Here is a 20,512-nt window from a genome sequence, read left to right as displayed (position 1 = left end):
GTGCCGACCGTTCCGCCGACGCTCATCGAGCGGGTGCAGTACCTGCTCTGCGACGCCGACGGCAACCTCTTCCCCTCCGAGGAACCGGCGTTCGACGCCTCGGCCGAGGTCACCAACGCGTTCCTCGCCTCCCTCGGCATCGACCGCCGGTACACGGCCGACGAGCTGCGCCACGCCGCCACCGGCATGAACTTCCGGACGACGGCGCTGACCCTGGCGGCCGGCGCCGGCGTCACCGACGTCGACATCGAGCCGTGGGTCGCCGAGGAGCGCCGGGCGGTGACCGCCCACCTGGGCGCGACGCTCACGCCCCACGAGCCCACGCGCGCAGCGCTGGCCCGGATGGCGTCGCACCTGGAGCTCGCGGTGGTGAGCTCGAGCGCGCTGACGCGGCTCGCCGCCTGCTTCACCGCGACCGGGCTGGACGAGCTGCTCCCGCCGGTGCGGCGCTACAGCGCGGAGGACTCGCTGCCCACGCCCACCAGCAAGCCCGACCCGGCCGTCTACCGGCACGCGTGCGCCGACCTCGGCATCGCGCCGGAGCAGGGTCTGGCCGTCGAGGACGCCGTCGCCGGTGTGCGCTCGGCCGTGGGAGCCGGGTGCCCGACCATCGGCAACCTGCTGTTCGTGCTGCCCGAGGAGCGGGCCGAGCGCGCCGAGGCGCTGCTGGCGGCCGGCGCCCTGACCGTCGTCGAGTCCTGGCAGGAGCTGGCCGACCTCGTGCTCCCCGTCGCGGCCGGCCGCGCGGGGGTGGCCCGGTGAACATCGTCTACGTCGCCTTCCGCGGCCACTTCTCCGACAGCCCGCGCGCCCTCTACGAGGCCCTGCTCGAGCGCGGCGTCGACGCCACGCACACCTGGCTGTCCGCCGAGCACACCGCGGCCACCTTCCCGGCGGGGATCGACACGGTGACCTTCGGGTCCCCCGAGTGCATCGCGACCCTCGAGGCCGCGGACCTGGTCATCTCCAACGACCACATCCCGCTGGACTGGGAGAAGAAGCCCGGCGCCACCTACGTCCAGACCTGGCACGGCACGATGCTCAAGCGCATCCACAACGACGTGCTGTGGGCACCGGAGGGCCGGCTGGCCTACCTGGACCAGGACATCGCCCGCTGGGACCTGCTGCTCTCGCCGAACGCCGTCACCACCGAGCGGCTGCGCAAGTCCTTCGGCTTCACCGGGCCGATCCACGAAACCGGCCTGCCGCGCAACGACCTGCTCAGCAGCCCGCGGCGCGAGGAGGTGCGCGCCCAGGTGCGCGCCGACCTCGGCATCGGGCCGGAGCAGACCGCGGTGCTCTACACGCCGACGTGGCGCGACAAGCTGGTGTTCGAGAAGGCCGGGTCGCAGGACTTCGAGTTCGCCATCGACCTCGAGGACTTCTCGGCGCGGTTGGGCGAGGACCACGTGCTCCTGCTGCGGCTGCACAACATGGTCATGGACCGGCTCGAGGTCGTCGACGGTTCCGCGGTGCGCGACGTGTGCAGCCACCCCGACATCCGCGACCTGTACCTCGCGGCGGACCTGATGGTCACCGACTACTCGTCGACGATGTTCGACTTCGCGATCACCGGCCGGCCGCTGATCTTCTACACCTACGACCTGGAGAGCTACCGCGACGAGCAGCGCGGCTTCTACTTCGACCTGGAGGACGTCGCCCCCGGCCCGCTGGTGCGCGACAGCCGCGAGCTGGTGTCCGCGATCGCCGACCTCGACCAGATCCGGTCGGAGTACGCGGAGTCCTACGCCCGCTTCCAGGAGACGTTCTGCCACCTCGAGGACGGCTCGGTCACCGAGCGCGTCCTCGACCTGATCCTCCCGTCCGCATCCGCGTCCGGGCAGTCCACCAGCATTTCCGAGGGAGATGATGTCCGTGCGGACCGGTGACCACGTCCTCAACCCCATTCGTCGGGGGGGCTCCCCCTCGTCGGCCCGCGCGGCCGGCCGCCGGACGCCGACGCAGTCGGTCCAGGTGATCATCCTGGCGGCGGGGATGGGCACCCGGCTGGGGCGCAAGGACCCCAAGCCCCTGACCCAGCTCGACGACGGCCGCAGCATCATGCAGCGCCAGCTCGACGGCCTGCGCTCCGTCTTCGGCGCCGAGGTCTCGGTGACCGCCGTCGTGGGCTACCGCAGCAAGCGGATCATGAAGGCCGCCCCCGAGCTGCTGTTCACCTACAACCCCGACTTCGCGGTGACCAACACGTCGAAGAGCCTGCTGCGCGGTCTGCGCACCACGCGCGAGGGCGGCGTGCTCTGGCTCAACGGCGACGTGGTGTTCGACCCGGCGGTGCTCGAGGTCGCCCAGCCCTACATCGCGGCCGACCAGAGCTTCGTCTGCGTCGACACCAGCACCGTCGCCGAGGAGGAGGTCAAGTACACCCTCGACGGCGACGGCTGCATCCGCGAGCTGTCCAAGATCGTCCGCGGTGGCCTGGGCGAGGCCGTGGGCATCAACTACATCTCCGCCGCCGACAAGGCCGTCCTCATCGAGCACCTCGAGCAGTGCTCGCACGAGGACTACTTCGAGCGCGGCATCGAGACGGCGATCACCGAGCGCGGGCTGCGCGTGCTCCCGGTGGACATCTCGCAGTACGCCGCGGTCGAGGTCGACTTCGACGGCGACCTGCAGCGGGCCAACTCGATGTTCGCCGCCGACGCCCCGAACGTCGTGGCCGAGCTCGGCTAGCGACCCGTGCGACCGTCGAGGCGCGCGTCCCCCGCGGGGGCGCGCGCCTCGCGCGTTCCCGCGGCGGGTGCGTCGGCCTCGCGGAAGCGGCGGGCAGCGGCGACACCGCCGATCACCAGCCCGACCCCGAGGGTCGCCAGCAGGGTGACGGCGATGCGGCCGAGCACCTGCGGCCCTCCCGAGGCGACGTTCGCCGTCCACAGGACGTCGACGTCCGGGAGCCCCTGCACCAGCAGCAGCCAGCCGGTCACGACCGCGAGCAGCCCGGTCATCACGCCGCGGCCGCGCAGCGCCGCCCGCACCCCCAGGACCGCGCACAGCACCGCGGCGAGGGACGGCATGAGCGCGGAGACGACGGCACCGGCGTGCGAGCCGGCGATCACCGACGGCTCCGGCGTCGCCAGGGCGTGCCACAGCGCCGCGGCCGCCCCCACCGCCATCAGCGCGCCGAGCAGCCGCGGCGTGCGGGTCACGAGGCCGGCGGCGACCGCGACCAGGACGAGCGCGGCCACGACCGGCCAGACGGCCCACGGCGAGGGCGGCGGGCTCCAGGTCAGCACCCCGGCCACCTCGGCCTCGGTGCCCCCCTGCCGCAGCGGCACGAGCCACTCCGAGACCACGTGCTCGCGGGTGGGGTCCGCGGCGACGCGCGGCGGCAGCACGCCCTCGCTCATCCAGTGCGTGCGATGGTCGTGCCAGACGTACTCCGGCTGCGTGGACACCTGCTCCCACGCGGGCTCCGCCTCCGGGTCGACGCCCTCGGGCATGGCGGCCCGCCCGTAGCGGTCCAGGTTGAGGTAGGTCGCCGGGCTGTTCGCGTTCCGCCACACGCCCTCGGGCCCGATGCGCAGGTAGGGCTCGTCGGAGTACCCGGGCACGAGCACCTCGGTGCCGGAGTCGTTCACCAGCTCGAGCTCGTCACCGAACTGCAGGATCCGCACGGTCACGCCGGGCAGCTCGGGCGTCACCGAGACGATCCTGCCGTCGAAGTCGCTGCCGGCCGCCCCTCCCCCGACGTGCGCCGAGGCGGGGCCTGCCACCGCCAGCAGCACGACGACGAAGGCCAGGACCGTCAGGAGCCGGGCGGGCCCCCGGCTCACGCGCCCGCCACCCGCCGCAGGTCGTCGGCGATGTCGCGGGCGCTGTTCCCCCCGTCGAAGGCCACGTGCGCCTCGTCGTCCTCGCCGTACAGGAGCAGCAACGTGGAGTGCAGCCGGCCGTTGTCCTCGGCCTGCGGCACCCCGGCCGCGAGTTGGGCCTGGTCGATGGCGTCCTGGTCGCCGGTGAGCCCGACGAACGAGGTGGGCAGGCCGGCGTCGAACCGCTCCAGGTACTCACCCAGGACCTCGGGGGTGTCGGTCGCCGGGTCGGTGGTCACGAAGACCACCTGCACCTGCTCGGCCAGCGTCGCGTCCAGCCCGCGCAGCGCCACCATGACGTCGGCCATCGTCGTCGGGCAGATGTCCGGGCAGTTCGTGAAGCCGAAGAACAGCAGGGTCGGCCGGCCGGCGGTCTCGGCGGCGAAGTCGTACGGAGCGCCGGTCGTGTCGGTGAGCGTGAAGGACGGACGGCGGTAGGGCTCGGCCAGGTCCAGCCCGGCGTACCGGTCCTCGGGCCCCTGCACGGTGGCGGGCGCGTTCCCCGAGTGGTCGTGGTCCCCGCTGCTGCTGTCGCCCTCCGCCGACGTCCCGCAGCCGCCGACGAGCAGGCCCGCCGCGAGCAGAAGGGCCGGCAGGGAACGGCGAGGACGGCGACGGAGGGCGGAATTCACGAGGACACGGTACGTCGATTGGCACGGACCCCGAGGACGACACCGGCGAGGGCGGTGAGGAACGCCAGGATGGAGAAGAACAGGGCGAGGGCACCGGGGTCGTCGGCGTGGCCGCCCTCGTGGCCGGCCTCCTCGGAGGCGGCCTCCTCCGTCGCGGAGTGGTCGGCGGTGCCGGCCGCCGAGGCCAGCGACAGCACCGGAGCGGGGCGCTCGGGCTCCTCCTGGCCGGCGACGGTCGGCTCGATCCACGCCGACTCGCTACCGTCGCTGTAGCTCTGCACCGCCGGGAAGCTCAGCTGGTCGGCCTCGGGGAACGGGCCGCCGGAGAGCGCGAACTCCTGGAACTGACCGGGTCCGATGCCACCGCCGGCCGCCGCGCGGAACTCGACCACGGAGACGTAGGAGCTGATCTCCTGCCCGTGCACCTCGAGGGGCTCGGCGAGGTCGGCGCTCGTCGTGGTCACCGTCCAGCCCGGGACCGGCTGGGCGCGCAGGGAACCCATGGCGGCGTCCTCGGGGATCTGGATCCGCAGCGCCACGGTGCTGGCGGTGTCGCTCTCGTTCGGCACCCGGAACGTCAGCTTCCCGTAGCCGCCCGCGGTGGCGTCCGCGGAGGAGACGGTCACGTGGGCGGACGCGGTGGCGGGCAGCACCACGGTGGCCGCGAGTGCGCTCCCGGCGGCCGTCAGCACGACGGCGAGGCGGGTGAGCGGGCGGGGCAGGGACACAGTTCTCCAGTTCGTCGTGAGGGGGTCGTGCGGGATCGCCGGTCAGCGCACCGGGAATTCGGTGGCCGCGCTGAGGGCGGTGAACTCGTCGAGCCGGACGGTGACCGCGAGCGACCAGGTGCCGGCGCCGGGGATGGTCATGCCGTCCCCGACGAAGTGGCCCGGCCCGGCCGGCTCGAGATCGACGTCGAGGGGTCCGATCTCCTGGCTGCGCTCGGTGAGCGTCACCCGGATCTCCGTGGGCTGGGTGAGCCGGCCCTCGTCGTCGAAGAGGTAGACGTGCAGGGTGTTCGCGCCCGGCCGGGCCGGGTCGACCGACACCTGGACGCTGCCCGAGGCCGAGGCGCTGCCGCCCTGCAGGGGCAGCACGGTGTCGACCGGCTGGGCGAGGGTCGAACGGGCCGGCGGGGTGCCGACGAGCACGGCGGTCAGGGCGAGCACGACGGCGGCCAGCCCGACCTCCACGAGGAGCGAGCGGCGCAGCGTGGGCAGGTGCTCCGCGGCGTTCTCCGCCTGCGCCCGGTCGCGCTCGGCCGCTGCCAAGAGCTCCTCGGGGCGGGGCTCGGCGGGAGCGGAGAAGGCGTGCGCGGTGATCGTGCGGCGCGAGCGGGGCCGGCGGATCCCCAGCCGCTGCTGCACCCACACCCGCGACACGCCCGCGGCGGCGAGCACGAGCACCACGAGCAGCAGCTTGCCCATGAGCAGCTGCCCGTAGCCGGTGGCCGCCAGGGCCGAGGGCGACCCGACCTCGCGCACCGACTGCACGACCCCCGACACGACGAGGACGCCGACCGCGCCGAAGGCCAGCCGGGAGAAGGCCGGCATCGCCGTGGCCACCTCGGCGGGCGGCGTCGACGGGCGCAGGAGGGCCAGGAGCAGGCCGGCCAGCCCGCCCAGCCAGACGCACATCGCCGCGGCGTGGGCGGAGGCGACCAGCACCGCGAGGCCCGGCCACGGACCGGCGACGGGATGACCGGTGGCCGCGGTCGCGACGACGAGCCCCACGGCGAGCACCCCGGTCGCCACGAGCACCGGGCGCGGCGGGTTCTCCGGACGCCGCGGCACCCGGCTGAGCACCAGCAGGAACGCCAGGGCGAGCGCCGCACGGACCAGCGCGACCCAGCCGGCCCCGGACCCCAGGGTGGCCCGCAGGAGCGCCGGATCGGCGACCGACCCGATGCCGGAGCCGGCCGCGTACGGGCCCTGCAGGACCACCGTCGCCAGCGCGCCGACGGCGACGGCGACGGCGCCGATCGAGGCCGCCCGCCGCAGCCGGGGCGCGGCCCAGCCGGCCGGCCAGCACACCGCGGCCAGGACCGGCAGCCCGACCGCGAGGGCCAGCCCCGCGAACCCGAGCCACCGCGCCGTGGGCAGCAGCGCGGCGACGACCGGATCGGTGTCGTCCTCCGCCGCCTCGCCCCCGGTGGCGAGCAGCTCGGCATCCCCGACCGCGAAGGAGAAGGCCCCCGCGATGGGGTGCGAGTCGGCCGAGATGACCCGGTAGGTCACCAGGTAGCCGCCGTCGGGGAGCTCGCCGCGGAGCGGGACGGTGAGGACGGCGCCATCGACCTCGGGCGCCCCGGCGTCGACCCGCTGCTGGTCGCCGTCGAGCACCCGGGCGTAGCCGGCGCCCAGCGAGACGCCCTCGCTGAAGGTCAGGGTGACCTCCTGGGGCGCCGCGTCGAGCCGCGCCCCCTCCCCCGGGTCGGTGGAGACCAGCGTCGCGTGCGCGGCGGCCGGGTCCGCGGTCACCACCCCGGCGCCCAGCCAGCCGGTCACCAGCAGGGCCAGCAGGACGGCGGTCCGCCTCACGCGGTCACCCGCCGGCCGGCCAGCGCCGGGAGGTGGCGCCGCCGCCGCCCGCGCCAGGCGATCCCCGCGACGGCGGCGACCCCGGCGAGCAGGACCAGGTGGGCTCCGGCGCGGTCGGCGTGCACGTGACCGGCGGAGAGATCGGCCAGCGTCAGCGCCAGCAGCAGGACCGCGAAGGACCCCAGGAACGGGAGCGCGCCGGCAGCCAGGCGCGGGGCGGCCGCCACGGCCAGGAAGGCCGCGGCCAGCGCGAGGTTCCACGCGCCCGTCTCGTGCGCCAGGTGCACCGGCGCGCTCATCGCGCCGGCACCGGAGACGAGGACCGGCCAGGCGAGAGCTGCCTGGGCGACGCCGACCGCGAGCAGCACCAGCCGCAGGGCGGTGCCGGCGAGCCGGACGCGCGCGGCGGCGCGGGCGCCCGGGAGCTCGCGCGGCAGGGCGGCGAGGACCGTGGCGGTGAGGTCGGGGACGGCGGGTGCCGGTGCCAGCCGTGTCCGCCGTGTCACTCCCTCGGCGGCCCCGACCCAGGCGGTGCAGGTGGGACAGTGGGAGAGGTGCCCGTCGAGCTCGTCGACGGGCATGCCGAGGGGCTCGCCGTCCAGGCGCGCCGACAGCGCCTCGCGGTAGTTCTGGCAGGACATGGTTCATTGGTCGTCGCCGGACGCCGTCCGGTTCCCGCGACGCGGAACTTTCTCCCCACGCACGAGACGAGGACATGGACGACCTGGCCCGCATCGCCGCGGACGCCGCCGACGGCGACCCGCTGGCCGCGGCCACCCTCGTGCGGGAGACGCAGTCCGACGTCTGGCGGCTGTGCGCCGCGCTCGGTGACCGCGACAGCGCCGACGACCTGACGCAGGAGACCTACCTGCGCGCCTTCGCCGCGCTGCACCGCTTCGAGGGCCGCTCCTCGCTGCGCACCTGGTTGCTCGCCATCGCCCGCCGCGTGTGCGCCGACGCCGTCCGGTCCCGGCGCCGCAGGCGGCTCACCCTGGTCCGGGAGGCCACGGACCTGGAGCTGCTGGCATCCGACGCGACCACCGACGCCGTCGGCGAGGGTGCGGCGGTGTCGGACCTGCTGGCCCGGCTGGACGCCGACCGCCGGGAGGCCTTCGTGCTCACCCAGCTGCTGGGGCTCTCCTACGCCGAGGCCGCGGAGGTGGCCGACTGCCCGGTCGGCACCATCCGCTCCCGCGTCGCGCGCGCCCGCGCGGACCTCGTCACGTCCCTCTCCGGGGTGAGCGGGTCTGCCGGCCGGCGCGATGCCGCTCACACCTGACCTCAGGTGAACGACGGGTGACGTGCGGGCGACCTATGCTGCCCGACGGCCCTCCACACGCCCTCCGGCGAGCGCGGCCCGTGCCCCCACCCGAGACGGAGCCTCCCGCGTGCCCTTCAGCCTGACGCCCAAGGACTCGACCTTCTACCCGCTGTTCACCGCCTCCGCGGAGAACCTGGTGGTGGCCACCGAGGTCCTCGGCGAGTTCGTCCACGACCACGCACGCCGGGAGGAGCTGGCCGGTCGGCTGCGCGACCTCGAGCACGTCGGCGACCAGGCGACGCACGCGATCTTCCGCCAGCTCAACACCAGCTTCGTGACGCCGTTCGACCGCGAGGACATCTACTCCCTGGCCAGCAACCTCGACGACGTCATGGACTACGTCGAGGCGGCGGCCGACCTGGTCATCCTCACCGGCCTGGGCACGCTGCCGGCCGAGATGAGCCAGCAGGTCGCCCTCCTGCAGCGCTGTGCGCAGGTCACCGCCGAGGCGATGCCCCGGCTGAAGACGCTCAAGGACCTCTCCGACTACTGGATCGAGGTCAACCGGATCGAGAACGAGGCCGACAAGCTGTACCGCCGGCTGCTGTCCCGGCTCTACAGCGGTGAGTTCGACGCCCTCGAGATCCTCAAGCTCAAGGAGGTCGCCGACCAGCTGGAGGAGGCCGCCGACGCGTTCGAGCACCTCGCCAACGTGGTCGAGACGATCGCCGTCAAGGAGTCCTGACCCCGGATGGACAGCATCTGATGGACGCGGCCTTCATCGGTCTGGTCGTCATCGTCCTGGTCGCCCTGGCGTTCGACTACACCAACGGCTTCCACGACGCCGCGAACGCCATCGCCGTCGCGGTCTCCACCAAGGCGCTGACCCCGCGCGTGGCGCTCGCCCTCGCCGCGGTGATGAACCTGATCGGGGCGTTGCTCTCGACCGAGGTCGCGAAGACCGTCGGCGCCGGGATCATCGACCCGCCCGAGGGGAACAACGGCCTGGAGATCGTGTTCGCGGCGCTGATCGGCGCCATCACCTGGAACATGATCACCTGGTGGTACGGGCTGCCCTCGTCGTCGTCCCACGCCCTCATCGGCGGCCTGGTCGGCGCCGCGCTGGCGGCCGCGCACTCGGTCCAGTGGATGGGCGTGTTCGAGAAGGTCATCATCCCGATGATCCTGTCGCCGCTCGTGGGCTTCGGCCTGGGCTACCTGTTCATGCTGATCCTGCTCTGGACCTTCCGGCGGGCCAACGTGTCGAAGGCCAACCGCAACTTCCGGTACGCGCAGATCGTCAGCTCCGCCACGATGGCGCTGGGCCACGGCATGCAGGACGCCCAGAAGACGATGGGCATCATCACCCTGGCGCTGTTCACCGCCGGGGAGATCGACAGCTTCGAGGTCCCGTTCTGGGTGGTGCTGGCCGCGGCCGCCGCGATCAGCGCCGGCACCTACGCGGGCGGCTTCCGCATCATGCGGACCATGGGCCGCCGGATCATCCAGCTCACCCCGGCCGGTGGGTTCGCCGCCCAGACGGTCGCCTCCAGCGTCATGGTCACCACCGCGACGGTCTTCGCCGTCCCGGTGTCCACCACCCACATCACGACCACCTCGATCATGGGCGTCGGCTCGACGCGCCGGCTGTCGGCCGTGCGGTGGGGCGTCGCGGGCAACATCGTCGTCGCCTGGATCGTCACGCTGCCCGCCGCCGCACTCGTGGCCGCGGTGGCCTTCTTCCTCACCGACCTGGTGGTCTGACCCCTCCGAACGGTCCCACCGACGGCCCCTCCCGCGCTCGCGGGAGGGGCCGTGGTCGTCCGGAGCGGCGACCCGTCCCACTGTGCGGACACGGAATTGACGCTTAAGTGCATCGATCTGGTAGACATTCACCCGTGACCGCGCGCCCGACGATGCTGCTCCTGGTGAGCCGCCTGCACGTCGATCTGCTGCGCGTCTGCACCGCCGCCTGTCGAGGCTGCTGATTCCCGCGCCGTCCCGGCGCCGCTCTGTCTCACCCTCCCCCGCATGTTTTCGCGTGCGCCGCTGCGCGCCGCGCTCCTTGAGACCCGGAGTCAGTACCCGTGAAGACCCTCATCCTGATCGCCCTCGCCGGCCTGGGTGCCCAGCTCGTCGACGGCAGCCTCGGCATGGCCTACGGCGTCACCTCGACGACGCTGCTGCTGGCGCTGGGCACCAACCCGGCCGCCGCGTCGGCCACGATCCACCTCGCCGAGATCGGCACCACGCTGGCCTCGGGCCTGTCGCACTGGAAGTTCGGCAACGTCGACTGGAAGGTCGTCGCCAAGATCGGCGTGCCGGGGGCGATCGGCGCGTTCGCCGGAGCGACGTTCCTGTCCAACCTCTCCACCGAGGTCGCCGCCCCGGTCATGTCGCTGATCCTGGTGAGCCTCGGCGCCTACATCCTGGCGCGCTTCACCCTCCGCGGCATCGACCGCCGCAACCTGGGCAAGCCGGTCCGCAAGCGCTTCCTCAGCCCGCTGGGCCTCGTGGCCGGCTTCGTCGACGCCACCGGCGGCGGCGGCTGGGGCCCCGTGGGCACCCCGGCCCTGCTGGCCAGCGGGCGGATGGAGCCGCGCAAGGTCATCGGCTCGATCGACACCTCGGAGTTCCTCGTCGCCCTGGCCGCCAGCCTCGGCTTCCTCTTCGCGCTGGGCTCCCAGGGCATCAACATGGTCTGGGTGGTCGGCCTGCTCGCCGGTGGCCTGGTGGCCGCCCCGATCGCCGCCTGGCTCGTCCGGCACATCCCGCCGCGGATGCTCGGCTCGCTGGTGGGTGGCCTCATCGTCATCACCAACACCCGCACCCTGCTGCGCAGCGACTGGCTCGACGCCCCCGACGCCACGCGCTACGCCGTCTACGCGGTGCTCTACGCCCTGTGGGCCCTGGCCGTCGTGCACTCCTACCGCCAGTTCCGCAAGGACAAGGCCCTGGAGTCCGCCGACGCCATCGCCGAGGTGGCCGAGCGCAACGTCGTCGCCGAGGTGGACGACGTCCGCGTGGCGAACGCGCAGCCGATCGGCGCCGGGCGCCCGAGCGACCCGCGCGACTGAACGACGCCCCTCGGGGCTGCGCATGACGAGAGGCCCCGTCCGGCAGCTGCCGGGCGGGGCCTCTCGTCGTTCCTCCCTCACCGTTCAGGGTCCTCCCTCACGGTCGACCACGAGGGAGGACCCGTGGTGATCAGGTCTGCTGATCATCAGCGCCCCTCGAGGAGGTGTCGCTCCAGCTCCGCGGGGAGACCCGGTGCCGGACGGTGCGCCGGCAGCGGTGGGCGCTCGGCGGCCTGCATCCAGGCCCAGGTGTCGGCCACCGTCGTCTCCAGGGGCCGGGTGGTCAGCCCCAGCTCGAGGGCGCGGGTGGTGTCGACGTCCCAGGCGGTGCGCGCCTCCTGCTGGCGGAGCCACAGCGGGAGGTGCACCCACTCCTGCACGTCCGCGGCGACCAGTTCCGCCTCGGGGACCGGCACCCACTCGGCGTCGCTGCCGGTCACGTCGCGGCAGACCTCCAGGAGGCCGCCGTACGTGGTCATGCCCACCGGGCCCTTGGCGTTCACCGCCCCGCCCTGCCCGCGCTCGGCCATCTCCACCAGCCAGGTGGCGAGGTCGCGGGCGTCGACGAGCGAGATGGGCTGGTCCATCCCCTCGGCCGGGACGACGACGCGGCCACCCCGGGAGATGCGGTCCAGCCACCAGCCGAGGCGGTACACGGGGTCGTGCGGCCCGACGATCAGGCCGGCGCGGGCGGTCAGGAACGCCGGGCCGACCGCAGCGGCCAGCACCCGCTCGGCGTGCGCCTTGTTCGGGCCGTAGCCGTCCTCGTCGGTGTCCCACGTCGGCTCGGCGTCCTCGGGTCCCACCGGCCCGGGCGGCCAGTTCCGGTAGGCGTTGAGGCTGCTCACGAACGCGTAGCCGGCCACCCCGCCGAGCGCGGCGGCGGCGTTGTCCGCGGCCGCCCGCGTCTTGCAGGAGGTGTCGACGACGAGCTCGGGCTGCCAGCCGTCGAGGGCCTCCGGCAGGGCGGCCGGGTCGTCGCGGTCCCCGTGCAGCGCCCGTGCACCCTCCGGCGGCGCCCCCGAGAGCCCCCGGGTGAAGGTGGCGACCTCGTGGCCGCGCTCGAGCGCCGCCATGACCACGTGCCGGCCGAGGAAGTGCGTGCCGCCGAGGACGAGGAGTCTCATGGCGATCACCCCAACCCAGCGGCTCCCCCGCCGTCCAGCCGGTTCGCGGCCGGCTGAACCGCTAGACGGCCCGGGAGGCGGGGACCTGCGGGAGCGGGGTCGACCGGGCAGCGGCCAGGACCATCTGCGGCGACGACGGGAGTCCCCGGCGGGTGCACAGGCGCAGGGCCCGGGCACCGGTGAGGACGTCGGTCTCCGGCGGCACGACCAGCAGGTCGGCGCGGCGGGTGCCGCCGGCCCACGTCAGGCAGACGACGCCCGGGTCCATGCTGCGGAAGCCACCGGTGCGCACGGTGCGGCCCAGGACCTCGAGCTTGCGGTCGACCGGCTCCCAGGCCTCCAGGGCGTAGGTGAACCGCTCGACGCGCACCCCGCGGCGCTCCAGGGCGGCGATCAGCTCGGGGAGCTCCACGGCCAGCTCGCGGCTGCGCGGGAACCACGCCCCGTCGAAGGCGGAACGCCCGGAACCGGCGTCGTCCCGCAGGCTCACCCGGACGTCGATCCCACCCCGGAAGCCCTCGCTCGCCGGAACCGCACGGGTGATCGTCGTCATCGGCCTTCGGCCACCTCTCGTCGCTCGCCGCGGGCACGGTCGTACACGGCCCCGACACGAACGTAGGACTCCCGGCACGCCGGACCCCTCGCGCGCCGCCCCGGCGCGCCTCCCCCTATCGGCAGGCCATCACGATTCGTGACCTGCCGACCACACGAGAACGCCCCCGCCTCGCAAGGTGCGAGACGGGGGCGGCACAGCAACCCGCTGGAACGGCCCCGTCCAGAGGCTCACCCCGAGCCTGCGAGGGGTGAGGAGGACGGGGTCCTTTTAGGGCTTGGGCTTGCGGTTCTTGGTCTTGCCGCGCTCGGTCTGGTCCAGGACGACCTTGCGGATGCGGACGGTGCCCGGGGTGACCTCGACGCACTCGTCCTCGGCGCAGAACTCCAGCGCCTGCTCCAGGTTGAGGATGCGCGGCGGGATGAGCCGCTCCAGCTCCTCGGAGGTGGACTTGCGCATGTTGGTGAGCTTCTTCTCCTTGGTGATGTTCACGTCCATGTCGTCCGGACGGGAGTTCTCACCGACGATCATGCCCTCGTAGACCTCGGTGCCCGGCTGGACCATGAGCTGGCCGCGCTCCTGCAGCGAGAACATCGAGTAGGTCGTCGCCACGCCCTGGCGGTCGGCGACCAGCGAGCCGGTCGGGCGGGCGCGCATGTCGCCCATCCACGGCTCGTAGCCGTCGAAGTTGCTGTTCAGGACGCCGGTGCCGCGGGTCTCGGTGAGGAACTCGGTGCGGAAGCCGATCAGGCCGCGCGAGGGGACCAGGTACTCCATCCGCGCCCAGCCGGTGTCGTGGTGCACCAGGTTCTCCAGCCGCGCCTTGCGCGTGGCCAGGGCCTGGGTCAGCGTGCCCACGTACTCGCCGGGGGTGTCGATGGTGACCCGCTCGACCGGCTCGTGCAGCTTGCCGTCGATCTCCTTGGTGACGACGGTCGGGCGACCGACGGTGAGCTCGAACTCCTCGCGGCGCAGCTGCTCGACGAGGATGGCCAGCGCCAGCTCGCCGCGGCCCTGCATCTCCCAGGTGTCGGGACGGTCGGTCTGCAGCATGCGGACCGACACGTTGCCGACCAGCTCCTGGTCGAGGCGGTTCTTGATCAGGCGGGCGGTGAGCTTCTTGCCCGACTTGCCCGACAGCGGCGAGGTGTTGATCCCGATGGTGATCGAGATCGACGGCTCGTCGACGATCAGCGGCGGCAGCGGGCGCGGGTCGTTCGGGTCGGCGAGCGTGTCGCCGATCATGATGTCCTCGATGCCGGCGATGGCCACGAGGTCGCCGGGGCCGGCGCTCTCGGCCGGGGTGCGGGTGAGGCCCTCGGTGACGAGCAGCTCGGTGATCTTGACGTTCTTGATGGTGCCGTCGACCTTGCACCAGGCGACCTGCTGGCCCCGCTTCATCTCACCGGAGTGGATGCGCAGCAGCGCGAGGCGGCCCAGGAACGGCGAGGCGTCGAGGTTGGTGACCTGCGCGCGGAGCGGCTCCTCGGCGTCGTAGGTGGGGGCCGGGATCGTGTCCAGCAGGGTCTTGACCAGCGGCGCCAGGTCCGGGCTGTCGGGGACGGTGCCGTTCTCCGGGCGGTTCATCGACGCCTGGCCGGTGCGGCCGTTGCAGTAGACGATCGGGAACTCGAGGGCGTCGGCGTCCATGCCCGAGTCCTCCATGAGCTCCATGAACAGCTCGTAGCACTCGTCGACGACCTCGTCGATGCGGGCGTCGCCGCGGTCGGTCTTGTTGACCGCGAGGATGACCGGCATCCCCTTGCCGAGCGCCTTGCGCAGCACGAAGCGGGTCTGCGGGAGCGGGCCCTCGGAGGCGTCCACCAGCAGGACGACGCCGTCGACCATGGAGAGGCCGCGCTCGACCTCACCGCCGAAGTCGGCGTGCCCCGGGGTGTCGACGATGTTGACGACGACGGGGTTGCCGTCGTCGTCGGCCAGGCGGATCGCGGTGTTCTTCGCGAGGATGGTGATGCCGCGCTCGCGCTCGAGGTCCATCGAGTCCATCACGCGGTCCTGCGTGGAGTCGTTGTCCGTCCCCTCGCCCTTGGCGCGCCCGAGGGCGCCTGCCTGGCGGAGGAGGGCGTCGACCAGGGTCGTCTTGCCGTGGTCGACGTGGGCGACGATCGCCACGTTGCGCAGGTCGTTGCGGGTGGGCATGCGGAAGGGCACCTCGGGGAGATCGGGATCGCGCCGCGCGGACGCGCGCGGGCATCAGGTCAACAGCGTCCGATGCCGCGACCTTCCCTCCACTCTAGGTGCTCAGCGCGCGGGCACCGCCGTCCGCGGCCGGTCGATCACCCCGTAGGTCACCCCTGCGGCGGCAACAGTGACCAGACTCACCGCGAACCAGGCCGGGAACCCGGCCCCCAGCGCGAGCACGTGGGCCAGGACGAAGGCCCCGACGTAGAGCGCGGCCAGTGCCGCGGTGACCGCAGGACCGCGCCGGCGGGCGGCGATCCAGCCCGCGCCCACACCGCAGGCGGCGAACACCGCACCGCCCAGAGCGCGGATGCCGGTGCCCTGGGCGATCCCGAAGCCGGCGGCCAGACCGACGGCGACGAGCAGCGAGGCGGGGATCCGGGCGAGGGCGGAGGTCGACATGCGGTCCAGTCTCCCTGTCGACGCCGAGATGCGGCGGAGGCCGGTATCCCGCTCAGGGGATACCGGCCTCCGGCACATCTCGGGGTTCCCCCCGCGACGAGGATCAGGCGGTGCGGAGCACGGCCTCGATCTCGAGCTCGACGGTGATCTTGTCGCCGACGACGACGCCGCCGCCGTCCATCGGCATGTCGATGTCGACGCCGTACTCCTTGCGGGAGATCTCGGTCTTGGCGCTGAAGCCGGCGCGCGTGCCGCCGTAGGCGTCCGGGCCGAAGCCGTTGAGCTCCAGCTCCAGGGTGACCGGCTTGGTGATGCCCTTGATGGTCAGGTCGCCCAGGACGGACCAGTCGGCGCCGTCGGTGCGGACCTCGGTGGACCGGAAGGTCATCTGGGTGTGGTTGCCCACGTCGAAGAAGTCGGCGGACTTGATGTGCGCGTCGCGCTGCTCCTGCCGGGTGTCGATCGAGTCCATGTTCACGGTGGCGGTGACCGACGACTGGGCCGGGTCGGCGGCGGTGGTGATCTCGCCGGCGAACTCGCGGAAGTAGCCGCGGACCTTGCTGACCATCATGTGGCGGACCGAGAAGCCCACGGTGGAGTGGCTGGCGTCGATGTCCCAGGTGCCGGCGACGTAGCCGGGGATCTGGACGGTGCTGCTGGTCATGGTGTCTCCCTGGTTGAGCGGTGGGGCTGTCGCCGGGCAGTAGCGTAGTTGAGCGTTGAACTATTCCGCCAGTATTCTTGGGTCATGATCTCCTCCGTGTCGCCCGAGCCCCTCCCTGCGGGTGAGCCCCGCTGGCTCGACGCCGAGGAGCAGAAGGCGTGGCGCGCGTGGCTCTACAGCGCCCAGCTGCTGCAGGACCGCCTCGACCGCGACCTCACCCACCGCACCGGCATCTCGCACGCGTACTACGAGATCCTCGTGGCGCTGTCGGAGACGCCCGAGCGGATGATGCGCATGAGCGAGCTGGCCGACCGGTGCCTGTCCTCCCGCAGCCGGCTCTCGCACGCGGTGTCCCGGCTCGAGGAGCGCGGGTGGGTGCGCCGCCAGGTGTGCGCCGACGACGGCCGCGGGCAGCTCGCCGTCCTCACCGAGGAGGGGTTCGCCGCGCTCGAGGGTGCCGCGCCCATCCACGTCGAGGCGGTCCGCCGGGAGCTGTTCGACCAGCTCTCGCCGGAGCAGGTCGAGAACATGCGCGACTTCGGGGAGACGCTGCTGCGCCACCTCGACCCCGACCGCTCCCGCTGAGGATCACGCGAGGCCGAGCTCCCGGAAGTACCTGTCCGGCGTGATCGGGAGGTCGCGCACCCGCAGGCCGGTGGCGTGCCAGTAGGCGTTGGCCACGGCCGCCGCGGCGCCGGTGATGCCGATCTCGCCGATGCCCTTGATCCCCAGCTCGTTGACCCAGGGGTCGTGCTCCTCGACCCAGTGGATGTCGATGTCGCCGATGTCGGCGTTGGTCGCCACGTGGTACTCGGCCAGGTCGTGGTTGACGTAGTGGCCGAACCGCTCGTCGACCACCGACTCCTCGTGCAGCGCCATCGACACACCCATGCTGAAGCCGCCCAGGAACTGCGACCGCGCGGTGCGGGCGTTCACGATCGCGCCTGCGGCGTACACGCTCGAGGCCCGCGGCAGCCGCACCTCCCCGGTGTCCCGATCCACCCGCACCTCGACGAAGTGCGCGCCGAACGCGTGCATCGAGTAGTTCTCGGCGTGCGGTGAGGGCCCGGGCACCTCGCCCTTCACGACGACGCCGTCGGCCGGCAGCTGCCCTCCCCACCGCTCGTCCAGCTGCTCCCGCACCTCGCGGGCGGTCAGCACGATCGCCGAGCCCCACGAGGCGAGGCCGGTGGAGCCACCGGCTCCGCCGGCGAACGGCAGGTCGCTGTCCCCGATCTTCAGCTCGACCGCCGCGAGCTCCACGCGCAGGGCGTCGGCCGCGATCTGGGTGAGCGCCGTCCACGCGCCGGTACCGATGTCCGAGCCGTCGATCTCCACCGTCCAGCGGCCGTCGCCGTGGCCGGTGATCCGGCACTCGGCCCGGCGACGGCGGGCCGGGTACGTGGCGGCGGCGACGCCGGTGCCGACCAGCCAGCGCCCGTCCTCGCGCACGCCGGGCCGCAGGTCGCGGCCGGCCCAGCCGAACCGCTCCGCCCCGGTGCGCAGGCAGGCGACCAGGTTGCGGCTGGACCACGGCACGTCGCGCTCCGGGTCGCGTTCGGGCTCGTTGCGGATGCGCAGCTCCACCGGGTCGATGCCGAGGGAGTGCGCCAGCTCGTCCATCGCCGACTCCAGCGCGAACATGCCCGGGGTCTCCCCCGGCGCCCGCATGATCGTCGGCGGCGGGACGTCGAGCCGGGCCAGCCGGTGCGTGGTCCGCCGGTGCGGTGCGGCGTACATCAGCCGGGTCGCGGTCGCCGTCTGCTCCGCGAACTCGTTGATCCGCGAGGTGTGCTCGACGACCTCGTGGCTGATCGCCGTCAGCCTGCCCTCGGGGTCGGCACCGAGGCGCACCCGCTGGATCGTCGGCGTCCGGTGGCCGACCAGCGAGAACATCTGCTGCCGCGTCAGCTCGAACACGACGGTGCGCCCGACCACCTTCGCGGCCATCGAGGCCAGGATCTGGTTGGGGTGGGTGAAGGCCTTGGCCCCGAACGCGCCGCCCACGTACGGCGAGATCACCCGCACCTGCCCGCGCTCCAGGCCGAACGCCGTCATGAGGTCGTTGACGATGTTGTGCGGGCCCTGGTTGGCGTCCCACAGCGTCAGCCGGTCCTCGTCCCACCGGGCCATCGAGGTGTGCATCTCGATCGGGTTGTTGTGCTGGGTCGGCGTCTCGTACGTGGCGTCGACGGTGACCGCGGCGGCGGCCAGCGCACCGTCGACGTCGCCGATCACCGAGTCGGTCTCGAAGCCCGCCATCAGCTGCGGCGGCGCGTACAGGTCGGGCCGGTCCACGCCCAGCGCGACGTCCGGCTCGGAGGCGGAGTACTCGACGGCGACCGCACCGACGGCCGCCTTGGCGATCTCCGAGCTCTCCGCGACGACGGCGGCCACGATCTGCCCCTGGTAGTGGACGTCCAGCGACTGCAGCACGGGCAGGTCGGCGGCCAGCCCCTCCCCCAGCCGCGGCGCGTTCGCCGGGGTGAGCACGGCCAGCACGCCGGGCACCGCTTCCGCCGCGCTCGGGTCCAGCCGCGTGATGCGGCCGCGGTTCACGGTGCTCTGCACGACCGCGACGTGGCAGATCGGCTCGCCGGGGTCCTGCTCGTAGGCGTAGGGGGCGGTGCCGCGCACCTTGGCCGGGCCGTCGAGGCGCTCGACGCCCGCGCCGATCAGGCGGTCGGTCGTGGTCATCGGGTGCCCTCCGCCAGCTGCAGCAGGGTGCGGACGACGAGGTTGCGGGCCAGCGGCACCTTGAAGCCGTTGTCGCGCAGCGGCGTGGCGGCGGACAGCTCCGCGTCGGCGGCCGCGGCGAACGACTCCTCGGTCGCCGGGCGGCCGCGCAGCGCCTCCTCCGCGGCGATCGCCCGCCACGGCTTGTGCGCCACGCCCCCGAGCGCCAGCCGGACGTCGTCCACCACGCCGTCGGTCACCCGCACCGCGGCGGCGATGCTGACCAGCGCGAAGGCGAACGATGCCCGGTCGCGGACCTTGCGGTAGCGCGAGGGCATGCCGAGCGCCGGCAGGTCGACGGCGGTGATCAGCTCGCCGTGCCGCAGCGTGGTGTCCCGCGACGGGTCCTCCCCGGGCAGCCGGTGCAGGTCGGCGATCGGCACCTCGCGCTCGCCGTCGGGGCCGAGCACCCGGACGACGGCGTCCAGCGCGGTCAGCGCCACGGCCATGTCCGACGGGTGCGTGGCCACGCACGTACCGGGCCCCTCGAGCGTCTGACCGAGGATCGCGTGGTTGCGGTGCACCCCCTCCAGCGCACCGCAGCCGCTGCCCGGCGAACGCTTGTTGCAGGGCCTCGTGACGTCGGTGAAGTAGCCGCAGCGGGTGCGCTGCAGCAGGTTCCCGCCGGTGGTGGCGCGGTTGCGCAGCTGGCCCGAGGCGCCGGCCAGCAAGGCCTGGCTGAGCACCGGGAAGCGCTCGCGCACCCGCCGGTCGGCGGCGAGGTCGGCGTTGGGCACGGCGGCGCCGATCCGCAGCCCGCCGTCGGGCAGGTCGGTGATCTCGGCCGAGGTCAGCCGCCGCACGTCGACGAGCACGTCGGGGGTGGCGACGCCGAGCTTCATCAGGTCGACGAGGTTGGTGCCGCCGCCGAGGAAGGCACCCGCCGGTTCGGCGGCCAGGAGCGCGACGGCGGAGCCCGGGTCGGCCGCCCGCTCGTAGCGGAAATCCCTCATCGCCGGACCCCCTCGGCCTCGGCCACGGTCGCGACCGCCGGGACGATGTGGGCGTAGGCGGCGCAGCGGCAGAGGTTGCCGCTCATCCGGTCGCGGATCTCGTCGTCGGTGAGGTCCACCTGCTCCGCCGTGAGGTCCTCGGTCACCGTGCTCGGCCAGCCGGCCTTCGCCTCGGCGAGCACCCCGGCCGCCGAGCAGACCTGGCCCGGGGTGCAGTAACCGCACTGGAAGGCGTCGTTGTCCAGGAACGCCCGGTGCAGCACGTGCTCCCGGTCGCCGTCGGCCAGGCCGTCGGAGGTGGTCACCTCCGCGTCGTCCACGGTCACCGCGAGCACCAGGCAGCTGTTCACCCGGCGCCCGTCGAGCAGCACCGTGCAGGCCCCGCACTGCCCGTGGTCGCAGCCCTTCTTCGGGCTGGTGATCCGCAACCGCTCGCGCAGCGCGTCCAGCAGGGTCGTGCGGGTGTCCACGGTCAGCGGGTGCGTCCCGCCGTCGACCCGGAGCGTGATCTGGGTGTCCACGGCGCGCTCCTGCC

21 protein-coding genes are annotated in these 20,512 nt (G+C 73.3%); 8 read left to right on the top strand and 13 right to left on the bottom strand.

Translation table 11 applies throughout. From position 1 onward, the window contains the following. The 3 genes from DQ244_RS04135 to DQ244_RS04125 are packed head-to-tail and all read left to right on the top strand — an operon-like array spanning window position 1 to window position 2,691. A complete protein-coding gene (locus DQ244_RS04135) occupies window positions 1–762 on the top strand; it encodes an HAD family phosphatase (RefSeq protein WP_233491156.1) in 762 nt (253 codons plus the stop codon). Beyond that, window positions 759–1,889 carry a CDP-glycerol glycerophosphotransferase family protein gene (locus DQ244_RS04130; protein ID WP_113810138.1) on the top strand — a complete coding sequence of 377 codons (1,131 nt, stop codon included), beginning with the start codon at window positions 759–761 and terminating at the stop codon, window positions 1,887–1,889. The genes DQ244_RS04135 and DQ244_RS04130 overlap by 4 nt, the downstream gene beginning before the upstream one ends. Then, window positions 1,876–2,691: an NTP transferase domain-containing protein gene (locus DQ244_RS04125; protein WP_233491155.1), complete on the top strand. Its 816-nt coding sequence runs from the start codon at window positions 1,876–1,878 to the stop codon at window positions 2,689–2,691. The genes DQ244_RS04130 and DQ244_RS04125 overlap by 14 nt, the downstream gene beginning before the upstream one ends. Here DQ244_RS04125 and DQ244_RS04120 read toward each other — a convergent pair. From DQ244_RS04120 to DQ244_RS04100, 5 genes are read right to left on the bottom strand one after another with little or no spacing between them, the layout of a single operon-like run. Next, window positions 2,688–3,791 (bottom strand): hypothetical protein, encoded by a 1,104-nt coding sequence (locus tag DQ244_RS04120; RefSeq protein WP_113810136.1) that lies wholly within the window; start codon window positions 3,789–3,791, stop codon window positions 2,688–2,690. The two genes, DQ244_RS04125 and DQ244_RS04120, sit on opposite strands and share 4 nt — an antisense overlap. Next, window positions 3,788–4,462: an SCO family protein gene (locus DQ244_RS04115; protein WP_113810135.1), complete on the bottom strand. Its 675-nt coding sequence runs from the start codon at window positions 4,460–4,462 to the stop codon at window positions 3,788–3,790. Before DQ244_RS04115 ends, DQ244_RS04120 begins: the two co-directional genes overlap by 4 nt. Continuing rightward, complete coding sequence (locus tag DQ244_RS04110) at window positions 4,459–5,190, bottom strand: YcnI family protein (protein ID WP_113810134.1); 732 nt, start codon at window positions 5,188–5,190, stop codon at window positions 4,459–4,461. The genes DQ244_RS04115 and DQ244_RS04110 overlap by 4 nt, the downstream gene beginning before the upstream one ends. A 42-nt stretch (window positions 5,191–5,232) precedes the next feature. Beyond that, window positions 5,233–7,002 (bottom strand): copper resistance CopC family protein, encoded by a 1,770-nt coding sequence (locus DQ244_RS04105; protein ID WP_113810133.1) that lies wholly within the window; start codon window positions 7,000–7,002, stop codon window positions 5,233–5,235. Further along, complete coding sequence (locus DQ244_RS04100; RefSeq protein WP_113810132.1) at window positions 6,999–7,643, bottom strand: zf-HC2 domain-containing protein; 645 nt, start codon at window positions 7,641–7,643, stop codon at window positions 6,999–7,001. The genes DQ244_RS04105 and DQ244_RS04100 overlap by 4 nt, the downstream gene beginning before the upstream one ends. Before the next feature lie 74 nt (window positions 7,644–7,717). Between DQ244_RS04100 and DQ244_RS04095 the strand changes: the two genes are divergently transcribed. The 4 genes from DQ244_RS04095 to DQ244_RS04080 all read left to right on the top strand — a co-directional run bounded on the left by DQ244_RS04095 (window position 7,718) and on the right by DQ244_RS04080 (window position 11,340). Further along, window positions 7,718–8,281 (top strand): sigma-70 family RNA polymerase sigma factor, encoded by a 564-nt coding sequence (locus DQ244_RS04095; RefSeq protein WP_113810131.1) that lies wholly within the window; start codon window positions 7,718–7,720, stop codon window positions 8,279–8,281. A 109-nt stretch (window positions 8,282–8,390) separates the two neighbouring features. Beyond that, a complete protein-coding gene (locus DQ244_RS04090) occupies window positions 8,391–9,008 on the top strand; it encodes a DUF47 domain-containing protein (RefSeq protein ID WP_113810130.1) in 618 nt (205 codons plus the stop codon). A 20-nt stretch (window positions 9,009–9,028) separates the two neighbouring features. Continuing rightward, window positions 9,029–10,027, top strand: a complete 999-nt coding sequence (locus DQ244_RS04085) for an inorganic phosphate transporter (RefSeq protein ID WP_113810129.1) — start codon at window positions 9,029–9,031, stop codon at window positions 10,025–10,027. A gap of 323 nt (window positions 10,028–10,350) precedes the next feature. Next, complete coding sequence (locus DQ244_RS04080; RefSeq protein ID WP_113810128.1) at window positions 10,351–11,340, top strand: sulfite exporter TauE/SafE family protein; 990 nt, start codon at window positions 10,351–10,353, stop codon at window positions 11,338–11,340. Between the two features lie 146 nt (window positions 11,341–11,486). Here DQ244_RS04080 and DQ244_RS04075 read toward each other — a convergent pair whose 3' ends face one another. The 5 genes from DQ244_RS04075 to DQ244_RS04055 form a co-directional block, all read right to left on the bottom strand. Then, window positions 11,487–12,467, bottom strand: coding sequence for an NAD-dependent epimerase/dehydratase family protein (locus DQ244_RS04075; protein ID WP_113810643.1), 981 nt, complete (start codon window positions 12,465–12,467; stop codon window positions 11,487–11,489). Between the two features lie 61 nt (window positions 12,468–12,528). Then, on the bottom strand, window positions 12,529–13,020 hold the full coding sequence (locus DQ244_RS04070) for a DUF5994 family protein (protein ID WP_113810127.1): 492 nt from the start codon (window positions 13,018–13,020) through the stop codon (window positions 12,529–12,531). A gap of 270 nt (window positions 13,021–13,290) precedes the next feature. Further along, window positions 13,291–15,180 (bottom strand): translational GTPase TypA, encoded by a 1,890-nt coding sequence (gene typA / locus DQ244_RS04065; RefSeq protein ID WP_113810126.1) that lies wholly within the window; start codon window positions 15,178–15,180, stop codon window positions 13,291–13,293. A gap of 102 nt (window positions 15,181–15,282) precedes the next feature. Further along, the gene (locus tag DQ244_RS04060; RefSeq protein ID WP_113810125.1) at window positions 15,283–15,624 is read right to left on the bottom strand and encodes a hypothetical protein; all 342 of its coding nucleotides are present in this window, start codon (window positions 15,622–15,624) and stop codon (window positions 15,283–15,285) included. Window positions 15,625–15,727: 103 nt separating this feature from the next. Further along, window positions 15,728–16,288 carry a YceI family protein gene (locus DQ244_RS04055; protein ID WP_113810124.1) on the bottom strand — a complete coding sequence of 187 codons (561 nt, stop codon included), beginning with the start codon at window positions 16,286–16,288 and terminating at the stop codon, window positions 15,728–15,730. Window positions 16,289–16,372: 84 nt separating this feature from the next. On the opposite strand from DQ244_RS04055, the gene DQ244_RS04050 reads away from it, so the two are divergent. Beyond that, window positions 16,373–16,873, top strand: a complete 501-nt coding sequence (locus DQ244_RS04050) for a MarR family winged helix-turn-helix transcriptional regulator (protein ID WP_113810123.1) — start codon at window positions 16,373–16,375, stop codon at window positions 16,871–16,873. A 3-nt stretch (window positions 16,874–16,876) separates the two neighbouring features. Here the strand turns inward: DQ244_RS04050 and DQ244_RS04045 are convergent, their stop codons facing one another. Genes DQ244_RS04045 through DQ244_RS04035 form a run of 3 tightly spaced genes read right to left on the bottom strand, consistent with a single transcriptional unit; the run spans window position 16,877 to window position 20,498 of the window. Beyond that, window positions 16,877–18,985, bottom strand: a complete 2,109-nt coding sequence (locus DQ244_RS04045; protein WP_113810122.1) for a xanthine dehydrogenase family protein molybdopterin-binding subunit — start codon at window positions 18,983–18,985, stop codon at window positions 16,877–16,879. Next, window positions 18,982–19,977: a xanthine dehydrogenase family protein subunit M gene (locus DQ244_RS04040; protein WP_113810121.1), complete on the bottom strand. Its 996-nt coding sequence runs from the start codon at window positions 19,975–19,977 to the stop codon at window positions 18,982–18,984. The genes DQ244_RS04045 and DQ244_RS04040 overlap by 4 nt, the downstream gene beginning before the upstream one ends. Then, complete coding sequence (locus tag DQ244_RS04035; protein WP_113810120.1) at window positions 19,974–20,498, bottom strand: 2Fe-2S iron-sulfur cluster-binding protein; 525 nt, start codon at window positions 20,496–20,498, stop codon at window positions 19,974–19,976. Before DQ244_RS04035 ends, DQ244_RS04040 begins: the two co-directional genes overlap by 4 nt. Window positions 20,499–20,512 lie beyond the last annotated feature (14 nt).

It is taken from the genome of Blastococcus sp. TBT05-19 (genome assembly GCF_003319095.1).
Classification (GTDB): Bacteria; Actinomycetota; Actinomycetes; order Mycobacteriales; family Geodermatophilaceae; genus Blastococcus.
This window is presented reverse-complemented; position numbering and strand designations above follow the sequence as displayed.